The sequence below is a fragment of the Lysinibacillus alkalisoli genome (genome assembly GCF_014643595.1).
Taxonomy (GTDB): Bacteria; Bacillota; Bacilli; order Bacillales_A; family Planococcaceae; genus Metalysinibacillus; species Metalysinibacillus alkalisoli.
The window spans coordinates 136,817-156,373 of the sequence record NZ_BMJT01000008.1 but is presented as its reverse complement, the minus strand read 5'-3'; the positions used below and the strand labels follow the sequence as shown (position 1 = coordinate 156,373).

General features: G+C 34.2%; 22 protein-coding genes and 1 other annotated feature. Of the genes, 5 read left to right on the top strand and 17 right to left on the bottom strand.

Going from position 1 to position 19,557, the window contains the following annotated elements; all coding sequences use genetic code 11:
* Window positions 1–408: 408 nt before the first annotated feature.
* From IEW44_RS12695 to IEW44_RS12660, 8 genes are all read right to left on the bottom strand, one after another.
* On the bottom strand, window positions 409–1,101 hold the full coding sequence (locus IEW44_RS12695) for a KinB-signaling pathway activation protein (protein ID WP_188615420.1): 693 nt from the start codon (window positions 1,099–1,101) through the stop codon (window positions 409–411).
* Between the two features lie 254 nt (window positions 1,102–1,355).
* On the bottom strand, window positions 1,356–2,411 hold the full coding sequence (gene salA / locus IEW44_RS12690) for an iron-sulfur carrier protein/transcriptional regulator SalA (RefSeq protein ID WP_188615419.1): 1,056 nt from the start codon (window positions 2,409–2,411) through the stop codon (window positions 1,356–1,358).
* Window positions 2,412–2,489: 78 nt separating this feature from the next.
* Window positions 2,490–3,020, bottom strand: a complete 531-nt coding sequence (locus tag IEW44_RS12685) for a DUF1648 domain-containing protein (RefSeq protein ID WP_188615418.1) — start codon at window positions 3,018–3,020, stop codon at window positions 2,490–2,492.
* Window positions 3,021–3,031: 11 nt separating this feature from the next.
* A complete protein-coding gene (locus tag IEW44_RS12680) occupies window positions 3,032–3,415 on the bottom strand; it encodes a DUF3887 domain-containing protein (protein ID WP_188615417.1) in 384 nt (127 codons plus the stop codon).
* Window positions 3,405–4,064, bottom strand: coding sequence for a YhfC family glutamic-type intramembrane protease (locus IEW44_RS12675; RefSeq protein ID WP_188615416.1), 660 nt, complete (start codon window positions 4,062–4,064; stop codon window positions 3,405–3,407). Before IEW44_RS12675 ends, IEW44_RS12680 begins: the two co-directional genes overlap by 11 nt.
* A 71-nt stretch (window positions 4,065–4,135) precedes the next feature.
* Window positions 4,136–5,470: a sensor histidine kinase gene (locus tag IEW44_RS12670; RefSeq protein ID WP_188615415.1), complete on the bottom strand. Its 1,335-nt coding sequence runs from the start codon at window positions 5,468–5,470 to the stop codon at window positions 4,136–4,138.
* The gene (locus tag IEW44_RS12665) at window positions 5,467–6,192 is read right to left on the bottom strand and encodes a LytR/AlgR family response regulator transcription factor (RefSeq protein WP_188615414.1); all 726 of its coding nucleotides are present in this window, start codon (window positions 6,190–6,192) and stop codon (window positions 5,467–5,469) included. The genes IEW44_RS12670 and IEW44_RS12665 overlap by 4 nt, the downstream gene beginning before the upstream one ends.
* A 45-nt stretch (window positions 6,193–6,237) precedes the next feature.
* Window positions 6,238–7,116 carry an SAM hydrolase/SAM-dependent halogenase family protein gene (locus tag IEW44_RS12660; RefSeq protein WP_188615413.1) on the bottom strand — a complete coding sequence of 293 codons (879 nt, stop codon included), beginning with the start codon at window positions 7,114–7,116 and terminating at the stop codon, window positions 6,238–6,240.
* Between the two features lie 48 nt (window positions 7,117–7,164).
* Window positions 7,165–7,426: a binding site (T-box leader), on the bottom strand.
* A 509-nt stretch (window positions 7,427–7,935) separates the two neighbouring features.
* On the opposite strand from IEW44_RS12660, the gene IEW44_RS12655 reads away from it, so the two are divergent.
* The 4 genes from IEW44_RS12655 (at window position 7,936) to IEW44_RS12640 (ending at window position 11,052) form a co-directional block, all read left to right on the top strand.
* A complete protein-coding gene (locus tag IEW44_RS12655) occupies window positions 7,936–8,091 on the top strand; it encodes a hypothetical protein (RefSeq protein WP_188615412.1) in 156 nt (51 codons plus the stop codon).
* A gap of 90 nt (window positions 8,092–8,181) precedes the next feature.
* Entirely contained in the window at window positions 8,182–9,066 is an 885-nt protein-coding gene (locus tag IEW44_RS12650; protein WP_229704241.1) for a HesA/MoeB/ThiF family protein, read from the top strand.
* Window positions 9,056–10,213, top strand: a complete 1,158-nt coding sequence (locus tag IEW44_RS12645) for a hypothetical protein (protein ID WP_188615410.1) — start codon at window positions 9,056–9,058, stop codon at window positions 10,211–10,213. Before IEW44_RS12650 ends, IEW44_RS12645 begins: the two co-directional genes overlap by 11 nt.
* A gap of 2 nt (window positions 10,214–10,215) precedes the next feature.
* Window positions 10,216–11,052, top strand: coding sequence for an alpha/beta fold hydrolase (locus IEW44_RS12640; RefSeq protein ID WP_188615409.1), 837 nt, complete (start codon window positions 10,216–10,218; stop codon window positions 11,050–11,052).
* A 28-nt stretch (window positions 11,053–11,080) separates the two neighbouring features.
* Here IEW44_RS12640 and IEW44_RS12635 read toward each other — a convergent pair whose 3' ends face one another.
* The 3 genes from IEW44_RS12635 to IEW44_RS12625 form a co-directional block, all read right to left on the bottom strand.
* Window positions 11,081–11,302: a phosphate-starvation-inducible protein PsiE gene (locus IEW44_RS12635; RefSeq protein WP_188615408.1), complete on the bottom strand. Its 222-nt coding sequence runs from the start codon at window positions 11,300–11,302 to the stop codon at window positions 11,081–11,083.
* Window positions 11,303–11,418: 116 nt separating this feature from the next.
* Entirely contained in the window at window positions 11,419–12,765 is a 1,347-nt protein-coding gene (brnQ, locus tag IEW44_RS12630; protein ID WP_188615407.1) for a branched-chain amino acid transport system II carrier protein, read from the bottom strand.
* Window positions 12,766–12,790: 25 nt separating this feature from the next.
* Window positions 12,791–13,771, bottom strand: coding sequence for a proline racemase family protein (locus IEW44_RS12625; RefSeq protein WP_373286139.1), 981 nt, complete (start codon window positions 13,769–13,771; stop codon window positions 12,791–12,793).
* An 860-nt stretch (window positions 13,772–14,631) separates the two neighbouring features.
* Between IEW44_RS12625 and IEW44_RS12620 the strand changes: the two genes are divergently transcribed.
* On the top strand, window positions 14,632–15,108 hold the full coding sequence (locus IEW44_RS12620) for a YfbM family protein (protein WP_188615406.1): 477 nt from the start codon (window positions 14,632–14,634) through the stop codon (window positions 15,106–15,108).
* Here the strand turns inward: IEW44_RS12620 and IEW44_RS12615 are convergent.
* The 6 genes from IEW44_RS12615 to IEW44_RS12590 all read right to left on the bottom strand — a co-directional run bounded on the left by IEW44_RS12615 (window position 15,105) and on the right by IEW44_RS12590 (window position 19,519).
* Complete coding sequence (locus IEW44_RS12615) at window positions 15,105–15,929, bottom strand: helix-turn-helix transcriptional regulator (protein ID WP_188615405.1); 825 nt, start codon at window positions 15,927–15,929, stop codon at window positions 15,105–15,107. The genes IEW44_RS12620 and IEW44_RS12615 overlap by 4 nt on opposite strands.
* A 173-nt stretch (window positions 15,930–16,102) precedes the next feature.
* Window positions 16,103–16,852, bottom strand: coding sequence for a YwqG family protein (locus tag IEW44_RS12610; RefSeq protein ID WP_188615404.1), 750 nt, complete (start codon window positions 16,850–16,852; stop codon window positions 16,103–16,105).
* 110 nt (window positions 16,853–16,962) lie between these two features.
* Window positions 16,963–17,619: a GAP family protein gene (locus tag IEW44_RS12605; protein ID WP_188615403.1), complete on the bottom strand. Its 657-nt coding sequence runs from the start codon at window positions 17,617–17,619 to the stop codon at window positions 16,963–16,965.
* Window positions 17,616–18,350: a MerR family transcriptional regulator gene (locus IEW44_RS12600; RefSeq protein WP_188615402.1), complete on the bottom strand. Its 735-nt coding sequence runs from the start codon at window positions 18,348–18,350 to the stop codon at window positions 17,616–17,618. The genes IEW44_RS12605 and IEW44_RS12600 overlap by 4 nt, the downstream gene beginning before the upstream one ends.
* Window positions 18,351–18,673: 323 nt before the next feature.
* Window positions 18,674–18,973, bottom strand: a complete 300-nt coding sequence (locus tag IEW44_RS16025; RefSeq protein ID WP_188615429.1) for an ATP-binding cassette domain-containing protein — start codon at window positions 18,971–18,973, stop codon at window positions 18,674–18,676.
* A gap of 156 nt (window positions 18,974–19,129) precedes the next feature.
* A complete protein-coding gene (locus tag IEW44_RS12590) occupies window positions 19,130–19,519 on the bottom strand; it encodes a hypothetical protein (protein ID WP_188615401.1) in 390 nt (129 codons plus the stop codon).
* Window positions 19,520–19,557: the final 38 nt, after the last annotated feature.

The following is a 19,557-nucleotide window of genomic DNA, read 5'->3' as shown; positions in this document are numbered from 1 at the left end:
CGTCCTGAGCCAGGATCAAACTCTCCATAATAGAGAGAGCGATTAAGCTCTGCTTTGCTGGCATCTGTTTGATGTCCATTTGTTTCATTTTCATGAAACGTTTTATTGATTAACGTTTTGCTTGTTCAGTTTTCAAAGGTCATGGTGTTGCTTACGACAACTTTTATATCATAACATGATTATGTTTTTGTTGTCAACAACTTATTTTAAATTATTTTGTTTGTTGTCTTGTTTTAGACGACTTACATATCTTATCATGCAATAAATACATTCGTCAATTCTTTAATGTTTTTATATAAGATTTTTACAATTTACAGCTATTACCTTACATTAAAGCATATATTTTTATGCATCTTACAAAAAAACAAAGAATCTTATAAAGAAAGATTCTTTGTTGATCTTAGATATTTACTTCTTTTTTGTTTTCGCAGGCTTTGCTTGTTCCGCAACTCTTGCTTTTCGGCGCTCTTCTAAACGCTGACGATCAGCTTCAGATTGTTCATTGTATTTTGGCAGCATTAACACTTGGAATGCATTCACTGCTAATAATGGTAAGAGTAATAATGTAACGTATGTGTCGATTTTAGCATCGCGCCCCATTAATGCAATTGTCCATTCTAATGTTGTAACTACAATCATGAAGAATAATGTAGAGATAAGAATATACTTTTTATCTGTCATTTTTACTTTAGCAATCGCTGTTGCTACTGCACTACCCACTAATACAAGTAATAAAATCGTATATCTGATCCAATCTGCTGTTGTATCAGCTTGTGGTACAAAACGGAAAGCAATTAAATCAATTAACACAATGGCAATAAGCAATAACTGTACCCAATTCCATAGTGTAAGTGATCGGAAAATATTAACACCTACTTGGTGCAAGGTTAAATAAGCGAAGAAACCTGCTTGAGCAATTACACTCATTGTAAAACCTAGAAACACCATCCAGATGACACCTAAAATTAATTGCCCCCACTCACCATTAGCAGCATAAGGCTGGAAAAAGTCCCAACGTATGAATAAACTAAATACTCCAGTGACTAAGCCACCTATCATTAACGCTTTAACAAAAAATTTAATCCAGTTGCGTATTGTCACGACGTATTGTCCTCCAATGTTTAAATATAGTTATTATTTTAACAATGCTATTTAAAAAAAGCCATGTTGTGTTGTGATATCGCTTTCACTTTGTGACTAATCCTTGAAATAATACTCACTTCTAGACTACGCAATACGTATGTGATATCTCTTTTAAAAGAGACTTTCTACTATAATAAAAGAAAACATGGTGATCAAACAATAAATAAAAAAGTGATAAAGAGAAATATACCTTTTCTCTTTACCACTTCTACTTATTGTAATTTATCGATCATTTTTTGTGCTACGTCTAAATAAATCTTACCTGTTGGATGATCAGCTGCGTAAACAGAAGGCGCAAAGTCTTCTTCTGACCAATCTGGTTGACCTAATGGAATTTGACCTAATAAGTCTGTGCGTAGCTCTTCTGCAAGTTTAGGGCCACCACCTTGACCGAAGACATATTCACGTTCACCTGTTGTTTTAGATTCAAACCATGCCATGTTTTCGATAACACCTAGTAACTCATGGTCGGTTTGTAATGCCATAGCACCGGCACGTGCCGCAACAAATGCTGCGGTTGGATGTGGTGTTGTGACAACAATCTCCTTAGAAGCCGGTAACATCTGATGTATATCTAATGCAACATCACCTGTACCTGGTGGTAAATCTAATAGTAGATAGTCTAACTCGCCCCACTCTACATCACGGAAAAACTGGTCTAATACTTTACCAAGCATTGGACCGCGCCATACAATCGGTGCATTATTTTCTACGAAGAAGCCCATAGAAATCACTTTAACACCCATGCGTTCTACAGGGTAAATACGATCTTCTTTAATTACTGGCATCTCTTGAATACCCATCATATCTGGTACACTAAACCCATAAATATCTGCATCAATTAATGCCACTTTTTTTCCGAGACGTGCCAATGCTACTGCTAAGTTAACCGAAACAGTTGACTTACCTACGCCACCTTTACCAGAAGCAATTGAAATAAAACGTGTGGTATTTAATGGCGATAATAAATCTTGTGATGCCGACTCTGTAGCAGTACCTCGGAAGCTCTCTAATACTTCTGTTGATAACTCCTCAAAACGGATACCAACTGTATTTGCCCCTGCCTCTTTTAATACTTCAACCACTTTCATTTGCAGCTGCATTTGCTCTGGTGTATTTGTTTTCGCAATGGCTATTTTAACACTGATGTGATTTTTTTCATCTTTAATTGCAACGTCAATAATACCGCCTGTTTCCTCTAATGATTTATGTAAAAAAGGATCTTGCAGTTTACCTAATGCCGAAAATGCTTTTTCTTTTGTGATCATTTCTTGTGCCACTCCCTCAATTTAATTCACTATATGGCTTAGTATATCACAATCATTTTAGATAAACTTCAACGCTGTTTAGCTATTTTTAGTCGCATCTTTTAAACGTCTAGAGACTCGTACTAAGCGATAAATGCCAATAGGTAGTGGTAAAAAAATAAGAATTAAGCCAATTACCGTGGCATATATCCCTAAAAACGCCTTACCATATAATAGAGTATATAATTGGTCTGCCTCTACGATCAGAAAGAAAAATAATAAACCGCTTCTTATCAAACTCATCATTAGCACACCTTCATAATAATAGTAAGGCGCGTTCTCTTTTGTGATCTCTACAGGAAAATTCATAACATGGGGACGTCTTTGAATAAAACCACAGCCTATGTAACAAACTAGCCCAATCAGGACTGGTATCAATACATGTATTTTAGAACCGTAACGGTCTGGTACATTTCCTATTGTATAATGCGTTGGAATCGTATCTGGCAAACGTGACCATTGCGTAATAAGATAGATCAAATAACCTAACATAGCTAAGAGTGCCACATACTCAATGAATTTTGCTAACGTTGGTGTTGCTACTTGTAAGCGTGGTCGGTCGCGATACATGATGTCACTCCTTAATTAATAAATAATCCCTTCACTTGCTTCTCTTGATCGAATGTTAAGGTGAAAACACGCTTTTCTTTTGAATACTCAGCAACCGTTGTCACCACATATAATCCATCTTTCTCATCAACAGCCGTTTTTTTAAATGAAACAAACTCGCCAGCTTCTTGAATCACAGGTGTTAACTCCTCTAATTTAGCAATTGGTAATGCTTTTTGCATTTCTGTATCAAAACGCTGATAAACCGCTTCAAAATCACTAGCATATAATAACTCTATAATAGTATGTGCTTCTTTTTCGTAATCTGTTGCCACATCACTCTCTACATTGGAGCTACATGCTGCTAGTAAAATACACAAGCTACTTATTACTACTAATAATGCTTTATATCTCATGCCATTCATTTCCTTTCTTGTTACCATAATATAATGTAGTTATACTCACGACAATCAACAATGTTTCAAGAATAAGTATCGCATAGTGAGGCCACAACGTATTTACGATGCCAATGCTAGCATCGACCGTCGTATGCAGAGTAATAGCCATCATGAAATAGCGCCACTTTTTTGTTTGTACAGTTAACCAAACAAGCAATGTTAAACCGACATGTAATACCATAGCAAAAATCCGTTCCACCCCTGCCACAACTGTAATACTATCCCATAACGCAGGCTGCAATAACATAGGCACCCCTACGATAAGTAGTGCCTCAACCCCACCATGACCTAAGCCAAAAAAGATGGCTTGTTGTTTCGTCACGGCTTTTAACCCCTTCAATCCGATCAATCGCGCACAACTCTCCATTAATGCTGCCGATAACCCTAAAATAATACTAAAGACAAGAGGCATTGTGTTTCGCCATAACATATAAGTATCACTGTGATAACTGAGCCAACCTAAAAGCGGCAGTCGAATAAGTACTTGGGCAACAACAAAAGCTAATGCACCTATAAAAAATGCTTTTGCACTATGGGAGCGCCATGCTAAAACGCCACAAATCATAGGTATAATGAATGTAATAAAAAAGATAAAGCCTACAACCATCGCGATATTCACCTCCCCTTTAGTGTAGGAAAATCGCAAAAAATTGTAAGCTTTTTTTCGTATATGGTTCGTTATTCCGCATAATTGGTCACTTGTACATGTTGTGTAAAATATTGATCTGTCATTGTCGTCTGTAATGTGAGCTGGGGATGTTTACGGACGATTTGTTGTACATAATATAAACCTAAGCCACGTTGCGCTCCCTTTGTGGAATGTTGCTTTTGAAAAAGATTTGGTAAAGATAATTGGGTATTAGCGTAGGTATTACGAATAATCATATGATAGCTTTGTTTTGGCGTTTCAAAGAGTGATACATATATTTCCTTGCCTTCTGTAGATGCAGCCGCCTCAATCGCATTATCTAATAAAATAGCCATCATGCGAATGAGTGAACTTCTTTCGATTGATAAAATCGGTAGTGGTAATGGAATATCAAGGTATACTTGAATACCTTGCTGCTGTGCCTCACGCACCTTCGCATAATATAAGCTTTTTAACTCAATATTGGCAATCCGCGAGAGTTTGAGCACCTCGACTTGTTGTTGATTAAATACTTGCTCTGTTGGCTTAACGACTTGATAATACGTCTTTTCAATTGTGGCTAAGTCGTGCGTACGAATACTATAATCTAAAGATAATAAAATATTCATATAGTCATGACGAAACGTTGCCAACTCCTCGTGCGTGGCCTCTAGCTTTTGCATATAGTGCATCAACTCTTTATCCGCTTGTTTTTGACTCATAATATTGGCATATTCTTTTGTGAAATGAATACTCAAAATCACAATCAATCCTAGTAGTAATGTAAGGCCCCACAAATATAACATCATCTGATTAGCTAAATATAATTGCCATGTTTGCAAAAAAGCTATTTTGGGTTGAGAGGCGATCATTAATAATATGTTACCAACCAAACTAATTACAAAAATGACAGGATACCACTTACTTTGTTGTAATATAGCCGATAATGCTACAATTTTTTTACGACCTACTATAATAAGCCCTAATAATAGTAAAGCACTTGCTAGTGGAAGTAATAATTGCGTAGTCACACCGTAATAAAAAGGTGTTTGTAAATAGAGCGTATATGCGCTCTTATCTACTATAATGCGTAAAATCGTTACAACAAAGTAACTTAGTAGAGCGCTACCTACAATATAAAATACAGGCATGCCTTCCTGTCTTTTAGGCAAGCCAATGATAATAAGTAGAAGTAACAACAACAAATTTAATTCTGAGTATCCACTGATAGAAATAGCGCTAGCTAATAACAAAGTAAAAACCATACTAATACCTAACATACGCTTAGATAAAAATGCCGTTTGCTGAATTAATAATAAAAAAACAGCCAAATGACATAATGCAATGACGCTATACCAGACAATCATTATGATATTTAGCATCATCTCTGTATCAGCGCCTTTAATTTACGTAAATTCCTTCTTGAGAAAGGTATGTCTACCCCTGCTTGCATATGAATTATCCTTGCTTTGTAATCTATCGCTCGTATGTTAGGTACATATACAACATAAGATTGATGACACCGAAATAAACGTGTATCTATACCCTCCACCTCTTTTAATGTGCCATAAAACTGCACGACTTGCTGAGTGGTAATGGCCTCTAACCGATGGGGCTCTGCCGTCATAATATATTGTAGTGTAGAAAATGGCAAACGTACTGTTGTCCATGCTGTATCTACAATAAAATCATCGGGTATAGCAGGATTGGCATTATTTTTTGCGTATTGCTCAATACAGGCTGTAATTTGTTGTAATCGCTTTTCTAGTGGTGCTTGTTTCACAATGTATGTAAAAGCTGACACCATATATTCATAGGAGATTGGTGCTAATTCCGCATGAGTGGTAATGAAAACAATCATACCAGTCGGGTCGAGTGTTCGAATTTGTTGTGCTGTTTTTAAGCCTTGTCGGTTATCTCCTTTAATTTCAATATCTAAAAAGTAGAGGGCATAAGGAGACGATGTAGGTATCCAACTGATGAGCTCTTGTGGGCGACTTGTCGTATAAATTGTGTCATCAATCGCATACCTCGTACAAGTTTCTTGCAATTGCTTTTTGAGTTGTTGTGCTTGCATCACATCATCTTCTAAAATAAAAATTGCCATCTTAAACGACCACCTTTATATTTTGCTCCTTATATCATACATGATTTAAGAGCGGCGACAGTCTAACAATACTTTTTTCTCTCCCGTGGCACGTAAAGTTAGCTGCCAATTCGTACCTGTGCCTACATGATAAGCTTTAGCGAACGAACCTTGATTAATTGCAATGCCTAACTGGTCTAATGAGTTGACATACAACAATGGCTCTCCCAGTTGTGTGTCCATGAATGAGCGTCCATATACCATCGTGCTGTGGTATACCTCTCTATGCCCATCTCGAATCGAGACTTCTATCACATCACCATATGCAACTCCTTTTGATACAAAGAGTGCGCGCGGAATATTTGACCATAGATTCCCAAAACGCACATCTAAAATATCAACATTGCCATGGAACGTATTCGCCTCATAATAGGCATTTGGATTTTCTAACAAGACAATCGTTTCTAAATCGATAGTGTTTCCCACCTCTTCATACGTAATCACGCCAGTAGCTAAGCGTGCACCTGTATAAGCATAAACATCTCGCCCATGGAAAGTGTATGACTCACCTGATTGTGGTAATCGATTTTTGTTTTCGTCTATAATACGTGCTTCTTCAATTCCGATATGCGTAGCTAAATGTGTGAGTGTCCCATTATCGGGCGTTACAATATAATGACCGCTCGTTGTTTTTGCTACAATGCTCAAACGCTCTGAGCCAACACCTGGGTCTACAACCGAAACAAATACTGTATCCTTTGGCCAATACGTAACAGTTTGAAATAAACGATACGATGCTTCCCAAATATTATACGTAGGAATTTCATGTGTTAAATCAAAGATGCGTATTGCTGGATCTACACAATTAGCAACACCATACATGGCACTCACTGCACCATCACATAATCCAAAATCGGTTTGTAATACTAAACTTTGTTTTGTCATCTCATAATCCCTCCAAATAAAATAAAAAAACGTCCTTATCGATTGAACGATAAGGACGTGTTATATACGTGGTACCACCTTAATTTATTAGTTATTCACATAACTAATCTCTACAAGTACGCGAAAAAATCGGATACTGTGGCAATGGTAACGGATGCCAAAACCCGTCGAGACCTACTTGCAATGACTTGCTTTCAGCACGAGACTCTGAGGCCATTTTCAAAAACACATTTTGCTTGCACTCTCTCAGCTAACGAATGCTCTCTGTACTGCCATCTGTATCTTCTACTCTTCTCATCAACGTCTGTTTAACTTATTGCCTTTATTATAGGACTGCCTACTAGCTCACGCAACATCATTTTTGAATTTTCTAAAACTTCTATTCTATTTTTGACAAAGCTATGTCATTATCCATTTTTTGCTCCCTACGCCACAACCCGTTCACAAGTTAGACTTACTTTTAATAGAGATTGAGGTTTGTATTAATATAAAATGTCTATCACTAATAATTACACATTCCACTACATATAACTATTATATGGTAAAATTTATATTTATTAGCTTTTAATACAGAAAAACTTTATAAGATTTTTCTGTATTTTCTGGTAATTAAGTTGCTTTGCGGAATTATATTGTATATAATAGTTTTAATTACATAAAAAGGATGTTATTCGCTATGAAGATTGAAATCAAAGAAGTAGAAAACTTAACACCCTTAATTTGCCACAACCGCTAATTTGAAGGAGAAATAACTAAGTGTGTTTAAGTTTATATAAACTTAAACACACTTTTTTTTAGAAATACATAGGAGGTTTTTAAATGAAGCCTAAGATAAAAGAAATAGTCACACCCTTAATTAAATATGAGAAGAAAATTAGAATTGGATATCATGAAAAAGCTTTTGATTTAATGGACGAAGATAATAAAATTGAATCTCTCTTATCTTCCTTCGATGGGCAAAAAGAACTAGAATAGTTAGCCAAACTGAATAATTTACAATTAGAAAATTTAATAGGTTTAATTAATACATTTGACAATATTAAAATCCTAGAAAATCGAGATTTGATGAAAGATTTATTAAATGAGCAAGAGAAAGAAAGGTATAGAGCTAATTTTACTTATTTTGAGTACTACACCGATATATATAAAAGCTCCTATGATATGCAAAAAAAGATCAAGGACTCTCATGTACTTATTTTAGGCCTAGGTGGAGCTATCCAAGATGTAGCAACTTTAGCTAGTTTAGGTGTCGGTAAGATCACAGGTTTGGATTTTGATACAGTCGAATATAGTAATCTAAACAGACAATATATATATAAAGAAGGTGATGTAGGAAAGTTAAAAACAGAGGCAGCCAAACAAAGAATTAAAGAAATAAATTCGGATATAGAATTAAATATAATAAATAAAAAAATAACTAGTTCTGAAGATATTTTGCCTCTTTTATCAAATGTAGATTTAGTAATTAGTGGTATCGATAGTCCTGGTATTATATCTAGTCGTTGGGTTAATTTTGCTTGTGTTACCAAAAATGTACCTGTAATATTTAGTGGAATAAATGGAAATAAAATACTTATCAATAAACGTTCAGGTGAAGGATGTTTTGATTGTTTTTTAATGTATTGTTCAACAAACGATCCGATTTTTAAATATCAATTAAATACTTTATATGGCTATACTTTTGAAAAGAAAAACACAGCTATTGCACCAACTGTTTCTATTTTAAGTGGTTTTATTACAGCTGAAGTGATGAAACATCTATTGAACCTTGAATACCAAATGCGTGCTGGTTATATGTATCAATTCGATGTAAATGAACTGACTATGAATTCTGACTACCATTGGGAAAAGTCTAGTCAATGTCCAACTTGCGGAAAAAACCCCTCAAAAGAATTATGTGATATAACTACTTTAATGAAAATTGTTGAGGGACATTCTAATGATACATGAAAAATTCACAAAGGATAGTATCATTTCACTTTCCAATTTAACTGTCATAAAAGAAATAGATGACTACACCATTGGTGATGAACAAAAAAACATCTTTTTTCGTGTTCCTAGAGAAGCTGTCTATGTAATCGAAGAAGCAGAAGGTCATAATACAATTGAAGAAATTCAGAATTCTATTTTACAAAATAAAAAAATAGAAATCGACGTTTTAGATTTTATGAATACACTCAATAATTTAGGTGTGATAAATAATATTAGCCTTAATGAAGGTCATAGAAACAATTTCATAAAAAATTTAGGTAAATTATTATTTAATAAAACAACTGTAATTTTCTATATTATAAATATTTTACTAACAATTATTTTATTAATTTCTTTTCCAAACAAATTGACTCCTAATTATCAAGATACATTTGTTTTGTCTTCAATAGGGTTAAGCCTATTATTGTTTTTCTTTGTCTCCTGGTTTTTAGTTTTTGTTCATGAAGGTGCGCATTATTTAGCTGTTTCAGCAACTGGAAAAAAGATGAATTTCCAACTTAGTATTAGGTGGTTCTGGGTAGTTATAGAAGCCAATATGAATACATTATGGTCAATATCTAGAGAAAAAAGATATATCCCTTTTTTAGCTGGTTTTTTTATCGATATATTAATTATTAATGTTTCTTTCATATTGATTTTAATAATTAATGATATTTTCGTAATCAGTTTATTAAAAATGGTAGCATTAATACAATTTTATAAAATAATATGGCAATTCATTATATTTTTAAGAACCGATTTCTATTATGTTTTACTCAATTATTTTGGCGTTTCAACGTTAACAAAAGGAAGTATATCTTATTTATTACGAAAAATCTCTTCTAAATATAGTTTATTTTTTGATCAATTAAGCATTCGCGAACAAATAATATGTAAAAGATATAGTTGGCTGTATGTAATATCACTATTTGCCATATGCTATTTATTTTTATTTTTTTCTATTCCAACAGTATTCCACACTTTAAAAACAACCTTAAATATTCTATCCGCCTTTGCTTATAATACATTTGAATTTTGGGATTCTTTTATTGTTATAGCTTTAATATTCTTTGAGTTCATTTTATGGATAATCGCAGCATATAAACGTTTTAAGAGGGGGGATTAACTATGTCAGGAAAAATTAATATAAATTTATACGGTCATAAAGATAAAACACCTCTAATCTTTTTACATGGATTAAATTGGACACATCTTATTTGGAATTCCGTAATTAAACATCTAAAAGATGATTTTTTTATAATCGCAGTGGATTTACCTGGGCATGGGAATAGTGAGAGATTACAAGACTATTCATTTAACAATATCGCTCGTGTAATAAATGAAACGATTTCTGATTTGAATTTAACACAAAAGGTAACCATTATAGGTAGCTCCATAGGCGCTTCTATCGCACTAACCTTTGCTAGTATGTACGATATAGTAAAAACTGTAGTATTAGTGGATGGCGGTTTTTTTGCATTAAAAGAAGTTGAAGGGTTGACATGGGAAAACATAGAAGAAAATAGTTTCCCAAATGAAGTTTTACAAAACAAAGCATCTTTTATCAATTATATGAAGAGTGATAATCCAAATTTATGGAACAATAATATTGAAAAAGCTGTACTTGATCAAATTAAATGGTCTGCTGAACATCAAATGTATCAATTTAAAGTATCTGAGGACGATCAAATTCAATATATGAAAGATGAATGGAATCTTGACGTATTAACTTTACTAAAAAATGTACAAGCAAAAATTGTTTTATTAATCGCTGATAATAATCCTGAGGATGACTTTTTAAATTCTAAGATTGATACTTTTCAAAGCAATTACAAAGACTCTTTAGTTTATCGTTTGCGCAATACAGATCATTTAATCATGTTGGATGCTGAACAAGAATTTATCAAAATAATTAAAGACCATTTTCAAACCACACCTCGTATTTATCGTGAAATAAAAAAATGAGAATGACTTTACCAGTCATTCTCATTTTTTATAATTTCTGAATTAAAGCATACAATGTATCTTTTAACTCATCATCATGTGACGATAATTGTACAAAGTTAGCTAAGCGCTCGCGTAATACTGGGCGTTCTACTACTAATTTTTCATCTAAAATCGTGACAAGTAATTCGATAATCAAGCGGTCGCGTGCTGCTAATGCTTCCTCTAAACGTGATTCTGTAATTTTACCTTCTTTAATAACATTTGCCATGACATTTCCTCCTATACTTTTTATTTCTTTCATTATTTTAGCATGCTCTCTCACTTTTGCGTACTTTTATTCAAAGAAAAACGTTGAAATCATTTACTGATTTCAACGTTTGATCATTAATCTTCTACATGTGCTTTAGGGCTATTTTTGCTCAAAATCAAACCAATAATAGCACCCACTAAACCTGTAACTAACCAGCCCGCACCACTCGAAATAAGTGGAATAAATGAAAAGAAATCATTGATTGCATCTACCTTCGTTTGTGAACCACCAACAATGTCTTTCACAGCTTCAATAATAGCTACAACGCCAACACCGATTGTTGTCCACACATATACAGACTGTTTACTACCAAATAATTTGTCTGTGAAAATTAAAATAATTAATGCGATTGCTAATGGATATAGCAACATCAACAACGGAGAAGCCATGCTTAATACAGTTTGTAAACCGAAGTTTGTAATAATTAAGCTCACTACAGAAATAATAATTAACCATTTTTTATATGAAATACTTGGCATAATACGTTCGAAATACTCTGCTACAGCTGCTAAACAAGCCACATTTGTTGTAATACCTGTTAAGAAAATAACAGTACCAATCAAATAGAGACCAATTGGACCAAATAATGTTTTAGATGCTAATGCAATAATTTCGCCACCATTACTTGAATAACCAATCGAGTCGACACTTGATGCACCAATCCAAGCCATTGATACTTGCAGTGCAATTAAGCCAACAAGTGTAACAAGCCCCGCTTGAATAAACACAGTAGATACTTGCTTCTCATCTTTAATGCCTAATGCGCTAATGGATTTAATAAAAATCCCACCAAATACGAAAGCAGCTAATACGTCCATCGTATAATAGCCTTGTGTAAATCCTTTAAGGAAGGCTGCCAAAGGCTCTACGTATTCGCCACCATCTACTGGCGGGTGTACGCTTCCCATAGGCGTAATAAGAGATTTACCTACAATAACAACTAATAAAATCCCGAAGATTGGTGTAATAATCTTACCTAAACGGTCCACAAATTTTGATGTTTCCCATGATAAATAAATCGTTAAAATAATAAAGATTGTAGAGAATAACAGTAAAAATAATGTGTGGTTGCCATCTGGTATTAACTGACGAATCCCAATTTCATACACTACACTTGTTGTACGTGGGATAACATATAACGGCCCCAGCGCTAAAAATAATAACACAGAGAAAATCACAGCATATTTCGGAGATACACGGCTTGCTAATTTCTCAACTGTACCTCCACCTTTTGTTAATGCCATAATTGCTAAAATAACTAAACCTACACCTGTAATTAAAAATCCTAACATCGCAATCGGTGTGTTAGTACCTGCTTGTTGACCTACAACGGGTGCAAATATAATATTACCTGCCCCAAGGAACATCGCAAATAACATAAAACCGATAATCACGATTTGTAAGAATGAAACCTTTTTCATCTCGTTTTCCCCTTTGCTCTATAATTTAAATCGAAAAGCCTTGCTGATATGGATCATTTGGCTGTAGCACAAACATATGCTCACCCGTAATCCAAGCCGAACCTTTAATCATCGGTTTAATCGCTGCATGCTCATGCACTTTAGTAGTACCTAACTTTTTACCAATAAACTTAGAGCCAATAATGCTCTCTTGAATAATTTCTTCATTATCATTAAGATCAAGTGTCGCCATTTTTGCACATGTACCTGTACCACATGGCGAGCGATCAATTTGACCATCACCAAATACTACTACATTACGGTAATGATTCTCTGCTACTTTTTCTGTGATCTCGATTAAATCAACCGTTGTGATAGCTGGTAAGTCAGGATGCACCATGTCTAGTTGCGTATTAATCACATCACGTAACTCCATTGCCTTTGCTACGATATTGAACTTATCTGCTAAGTCAATCTTCACACCGAGTTGCTCTGCTTGCACGATACCAAAGAAACTGCCACCAAATGCTACATCTACGTTCACCTTTGTGCCATCTTTTAACGATAATGGCGCTTGTTTATGTAGAACAAAAGCAGGTACGTTTTGGAAAGCTACACTTTGTACAACACCTTCTTCATATGTAACAAAACATTCGATTAACCCTGATGGCGTGTCAATCTTCACCACATCTTTAGCCTCTACTAATCCTTTTGTTACAGCCATTGTTACAGTACCAATCGTGCCATGACCACACATATTCAAATACGAACCACTATCCATAAAAATAACGCCTAAATCTGCACCTTCTGTCACGGGCTCCACTAAAATCGAGCCAAACATATCTTTATGCCCCCGTGGTTCATTCATTAATAATTGTCGTAAATGGTCGTGATGATCGCGTACATATTCCTTTTTTTCCATCATTGTTGTGCCTTTTATCTCTGGAAAACCGTCTAACACAATACGAGTCGCTTCACCCATCGTATGTGTATCGATTGTTTTTATTTTTTTGCTATAATTATCCAATGTTTTCACCTCTGTGTTTGAAATTATGTTTATAAAATATAATAAAGCATACACCAACTTAAATATTTTGAAAAGTAGAAATCGAAAAATTAATGTATTTTACACTGTAATAACTCATTTTTTTACTCTTTGGTAACGTTTTCTTCCATTAATTCTCTAATTATTAGAAAATTACATTGATTCATTAACATCAATTATGAATAATTTTTTTGCACTTTTTCATTGGCTCATATAATGGCATTTATGTAAGTTTCCCATCATTATTTTTTATAATGTACTCATATTAAGGATTACAGCCTTAAATTTTATCGTTAAGTTCCCAATAAAAATACAATAATAAATTGTTAAATCCCACTTGCATTATGCCAATAAATATTGCATTATTATAGTAGTGAGAAAAATCAGTAATGCAAAATAATTTTGCACTTATGTTAAAACAAAATTTTCTACCAAACTACTGTTTATTTTGTTTTAGTAGCATAATCAAACATTACTAAACGACAATAAAATATAGATTCCACTCTATTAGCATTCCATATTTATTATGTTAAACATAAGAATAGAACCCTTTTAATACCTTAAAAGGTAAAATAAATATTTTTATAGAATAATAATAGCGTAAAACGCAGCGACTCATTCCACCATACCCCATGTAGTCTGTTTAGTTAAAAAATCGCTCCCCTTTTTACAAATGCGTTATATCTGCTCATAAATATAGTAACGCTTCGAATTTTGATGCTAAACGTACGAATGAGTCGCTACCTTTTATTGAAAGTGGCTATACAAAAAGCACTGGAACCCCCTGTCCAGTGCTTTTTGGCATTTTTTATTTTATACTACAATAAAAAGGAGGTTTTAGTATGGGCATGATTGGCCATTTCATAGCATATGATGAGACAACACTTGAACAACTCATCACAGCTCAAATACAACTCGAATCTTTACAACCTTGGGAACATGTTGAAGTTGATATTGATAAAACATGGCATGCTATTCACTTTACACTTACAAATTGTCTTGGGAACGGGGCAGCTCCGTTAGGTTACGTTGTCCCCTTACTCAATCATCAGCAATTGCCATTAGAGAGTTATGGTGCTTTTTATGTGACTAGTGCTCAAACGAAAGAGATAGCTGTTACATTGCAAAGTTTTAATGACATTCAATTACGTGAACACTATAATATGAGTGCCCTTGTTAATAACAATATTTATCCTTTATTTGCTGAAGAAGACGCAGAGGATTTTTTTGCCTATATGGTAGAACATTTTATGGCATTAAGAACTTTTATTATACAAACCGCACAACAACAAAAAGGGTATGTATTTTATGTCTGTTAAACGGAATATACTACACGTTCTCGGTAACTACTTGGTGCGATACCGTAGTATTTTTTAAAAGTTCTACTAAAATAAAAAGGGTCACTAAAACCGATTTCGTGTGCAATCTGTTGAATAGGCAATGGGCTTGTAAGTAACATTTCCTTACCTCGATTTAATCGATAACGCAAAATATATTCGGCTGGCCCCATACCAGCATGCCGCTTGAACACATAGGTTAAACGATTTCGATTCACACCATTTTGTGCTGCCAGTGTAGCAATAGGAATGGGCTCAACATAATAATTATGGATATAAGTTGTTGCCGCAAGAAACACTTGATAAGTATCCTCACTTTTTTGTTGCATCGCACTTAAAAATACTTCATTTAATACATCCCGAAAAAGCATTTCCGTTTGAAACATCGAAATGCCCCCTGGTTCATTATATGCTTGCCATAATTTAATAATTAATTGTTGCAAGCGAGGGGATTGTCCAACAATCAACTCAAAGTGCTCACTAGAAAAGGGGTAGGTTGTAGTGTTATTATCAAATATTTGATACAACACTAAAATGTATTCAAAATCAACATCGTCAAACTTCGTATGGGTTAAATCCATATAAGCACCTCCGTGAATGACTTTGCCTGGTTGAAATACATAAGACACTTGGTTAAAAGAAAATTGCGTTTTACCCTTAATCGGAAAGATAAAGCCTGGCACTTGATCGGTCATAGAAGCATAAGGAACACCAGGTTCTTTGGCATAACGATATATGCCTTCGATTTGAAAAGGGACTTGTGCAAAATAGGTAGCAAGTTGATTGACATCTATTTTCTTCATGCTCTACCTCCATTTATAAATGATAATTATTATCAATTAATGATAGGAACTTTTGATCTTTTTGTCAAATAAAAATGGTACAACTGAAAAATGTTCAGTCGTACCATTTACTGATGATGCAAGATTTACAGCGAGTAATCATTGCAATTATTTGTGTGATTAAAAAGGGATAACTAGTGACAGTCCCATGTATACAAAACTTTAGTAAAGTCTTTATTTTTTAAATCTGTTGGATGAATGAAGAAGTTACCAACACCTACATCGCCCCACATAATATCATGATCCATGTCTGAGTCTAACTGAAAGAGCAATTCATATTCCTTTAAATGATCCATATGAGCTCTAGGATCGCATTGTGTAAAGAATGGATATCCCCCTAATTTATGACCTGTTGCGATAAAATGGTCATGCAAAATATCCCATGTAGCATCATCCATATCATCGTAATCATCTATCATACGGTGGTCAGATAGCGATATGAGTTCTTGCTGAAGCTCAAATCGCAGAGCATATTGTTGCTTGAATGGAAATTCATATTCATTTATTGCTAAGTTCGATGGTACGTCTTCTAACAAATTTGCCTCTACATCTTCATGATAAACTACGCGATAGCCATCTTGTATATGTTCGCCAAATTCACAACCATACACATCATCACTAGCAATAAAAAATTGGAGTATACCTGTTTTAGGGAAATCTACGGGCAGATGAGGTAGATCAGCTAAGACAAATTGAGCTAATAATAATAAGGGCTCGCCTTCTTTTGTTTGAGGGTATGGCTTGCTTATGGGCCAATAAGGTTCGCCACCGAATTTACTTTGCCATCTTGTTGCTTCTCCTTTAACCACTTCTATAGCAACCGCTTCTCTCTTTGTATGGGCATACTTTTCTTTAAATTGTTGAACAACTTGCTGCGCATTCATTTTACATCCCTCCTTATAACATCATTATAACAAACGTATGTTCTGTTTTCTAGTTTTTTATGCCATTTTAATGAATAAAAAAGAGTAACATCGATTGTGTTACCCTTGACTTATAAACTATCTATAGTATAAAAAATTAAAATCACACCGATGATGCACAAAAGCCACGCCATTACAGAATGTGAATGTTGATTAAGCTTATGTTGCCAGTTATCAAAAATAGGCTGAATGGCTTTTATGCCACATCGATAAATAAGTAGCAATACGAATGCTGGTAAAATCATAGTAAAATTGTAAAGCATAATAATAGGCATCCAGTGATAAAGTGGCACATTTTCTGCAGTTAGTAAATTTATCAGTATAAAATAAGGCAGTGCCATTCCTGCCTCTATCATAAAAGTTGTAAGCCCTAGACCAATCATCGCTTTCATGTGGTAAGATTTAGCCTTTGGTATTGTTGCCTTTTTCTCGTATGGCACTAGAAAGCTTAACGCAAATAATAACACACCTAGCCCAAATACAATACGCACTAACCATTTATATTGCCTCAACTGTTCTAGTAAATACATCAACCCTGGCATACTTTCCATCATAACTATACCTAATAAAAAATAGAGTAACATAATGGTACCTAAATAAATGCTTATGCGTGACACTATTTTTTTATCCATCGTTACGAGTAACCATAGAGTCACCCCAATAATAGTCGGGCTAATCGCATCTAATAGTGCTAAGCCCACAACATACAACATCATATCTGTCGTCATCGCGATGCCTGCTCCATGTAATAGTCATATGCTTGCTCCATAAAAAGTAACACTTCTTGTGCAATAGGGTAGAGTTGATGTTTTGCCGCTTGCTCTTCTGACCGCCTAATCTCCCATAACTGATGTAAAAATGCCTCCTCACCAGCGTAATCTTCTTCCTTCTTCACCTCCATACGATGAATAATTTGCTGAATACGAGGGTGAGTGTATCCTAAATGTTGATGCTTGTTTAATTGACCTACTAACGCAATCCACTCTAAAGAATCTGGGTCACTGCTCCCCATCTTAGGTACCTTCTCAAGTATAGAATGATTCTTCGTATGCCAGTTAGTTAGTAATTGTTCTTTTGCTTGATGATTGTGATACAAATCAATAATGGTTTTAATTTGAAAAGCCTCTCCATCTACAGCTATGCCATTAATTAATTCACGTAAGCTCTCTTCAATTCGCTGCAATCGCTCTTGTTCACTCGTAATATACGTCAGTTGTTTCAACAAACTGGTTGACCAATCCCATTCATCTGTATCTAGCATTTCTTTAATTTCATGTAGTGAAAAGCCAATCGTTTGTAAAAAACGAATCTGCTGTAACTTTTGCAACTCTACCATCGTATATAATCGATGACCGCCTTCCGTTTTACCTACAGGTTTGAGCAGTCCAATCGTATCATAATGTCTCAATGTCCTAACGGATACCCCACACATCTTCTTAAACTCATTAATATGAAACATTTGCTCACTTCCCATCATGAGAAATTATAGTCTTTATGATATAACCTATACCAAGTCCAATCAGTACACCAATGATTGCACGTCCAAAAACTAATCCTATCCCTGCCCCAATAACCACACATGCATAAATGATACTATCCTCTTTCTTCATCGTATAAACGCATCCCTTCCATCCTATTGCTATTAGTATATAAAATGACATTACGTCACTTTCAAGATATGTGATACTTTATTTTTTCAAATAAAAAAAGCACCACTATGTAAGCAATAGTCGCACTTTCTCTTTCTACTTGTATAATAAAGCTGGCGGATTCACGGAAGGATTAATTTACGATTTTCAATACGGTATATTTGATCTGAATAGGCACAATACGTTCATCATGCGTTGCAATAATTATGATTTTTCCTTCCTGTTTTAGTGATTGAAATAAGGTTAATACTAACGCAAAATTATCAGCATCTAAATTAGTGGTCGGTTCATCTGCTAATATAATGGCAGGATTCAATATCAAACTTCTAATAATAGCTGTTCTCTGTTTCTGCCCTCCCGAAATATGTTTTACTTTTTGATAAAGAACGTCTTCTAAATCAAAGTCTTTAGCTAATTTTGTTGCTTTTTGTATCGCATAGGATTTTGACTTTTTTTATGATATAGTGTTGGCAACTCTTTAAATAATTGACTTGATTCATTCCATAAAAATATATTCATAAGAAATGCAGTCATCATTAGTAAGAGTAATAACAAAAATCTTTTTTTAATAATAATAGATTTATATTTTTCATCGTAACTTCCTCAACAACACATATTTCACCACCATTTGTAACATGAGCAATACTATAATAATTGTCATTTGTAAGATAACATCATACTTTACTTCAAAAAGATGATGCAACACTATACTTATAATCAACACAGTCATAACATGTGTTAATCCAAATACCATTAAAGTATCTTGCATATCTTTTTTAATTGATTTCCCCACAATAAAATGCACATTTATTTCCTTCTTATTTGCCATTATGGTTACACTCAATACGGCTACATTAATAATGAGCAGCATAATAATAAAAACTATTTTCATAGTGTTTGTTGTAAAACGTAATAAAAATGAGATACTAACGACAGTATATATATTTAACAAAAATAAGGTACGTTTTAATTGCCTCATGCTATTTTATTTCCTATTCAAATATTTATAAAAGAGAT

Coding starts and splice junctions, on each gene's coding strand:
- IEW44_RS12610 (WP_188615404.1), bottom strand. CDS start 16,852: ATGAATGCGCAGCAAGTTGTTCAACAATTTAAAGAAAAGTATGCCCAT.
- IEW44_RS12650 (WP_229704241.1), top strand. CDS start 8,182: ATGAAAGATTTATTAAATGAGCAAGAGAAAGAAAGGTATAGAGCTAAT.
- IEW44_RS12620 (WP_188615406.1), top strand. CDS start 14,632: ATGGGCATGATTGGCCATTTCATAGCATATGATGAGACAACACTTGAA.
- IEW44_RS12680 (WP_188615417.1), bottom strand. CDS start 3,415: ATGAGATATAAAGCATTATTAGTAGTAATAAGTAGCTTGTGTATTTTA.
- IEW44_RS12660 (WP_188615413.1), bottom strand. CDS start 7,116: ATGACAAAACAAAGTTTAGTATTACAAACCGATTTTGGATTATGTGAT.
- IEW44_RS12635 (WP_188615408.1), bottom strand. CDS start 11,302: ATGGCAAATGTTATTAAAGAAGGTAAAATTACAGAATCACGTTTAGAG.
- IEW44_RS12665 (WP_188615414.1), bottom strand. CDS start 6,192: ATGGCAATTTTTATTTTAGAAGATGATGTGATGCAAGCACAACAACTC.
- IEW44_RS12640 (WP_188615409.1), top strand. CDS start 10,216: ATGTCAGGAAAAATTAATATAAATTTATACGGTCATAAAGATAAAACA.
- IEW44_RS12655 (WP_188615412.1), top strand. CDS start 7,936: ATGAAGCCTAAGATAAAAGAAATAGTCACACCCTTAATTAAATATGAG.
- IEW44_RS12600 (WP_188615402.1), bottom strand. CDS start 18,350: ATGTTTCATATTAATGAGTTTAAGAAGATGTGTGGGGTATCCGTTAGG.
- IEW44_RS12645 (WP_188615410.1), top strand. CDS start 9,056: ATGATACATGAAAAATTCACAAAGGATAGTATCATTTCACTTTCCAAT.
- IEW44_RS12685 (WP_188615418.1), bottom strand. CDS start 3,020: ATGTATCGCGACCGACCACGCTTACAAGTAGCAACACCAACGTTAGCA.
- IEW44_RS12605 (WP_188615403.1), bottom strand. CDS start 17,619: ATGACGACAGATATGATGTTGTATGTTGTGGGCTTAGCACTATTAGAT.
- brnQ (WP_188615407.1), bottom strand. CDS start 12,765: ATGAAAAAGGTTTCATTCTTACAAATCGTGATTATCGGTTTTATGTTA.
- IEW44_RS12675 (WP_188615416.1), bottom strand. CDS start 4,064: ATGGTTGTAGGCTTTATCTTTTTTATTACATTCATTATACCTATGATT.
- IEW44_RS12670 (WP_188615415.1), bottom strand. CDS start 5,470: ATGATGCTAAATATCATAATGATTGTCTGGTATAGCGTCATTGCATTA.
- IEW44_RS12615 (WP_188615405.1), bottom strand. CDS start 15,929: ATGAAGAAAATAGATGTCAATCAACTTGCTACCTATTTTGCACAAGTC.
- salA (WP_188615419.1), bottom strand. CDS start 2,411: ATGATCACAAAAGAAAAAGCATTTTCGGCATTAGGTAAACTGCAAGAT.
- IEW44_RS12590 (WP_188615401.1), bottom strand. CDS start 19,519: ATGAGGCAATTAAAACGTACCTTATTTTTGTTAAATATATATACTGTC.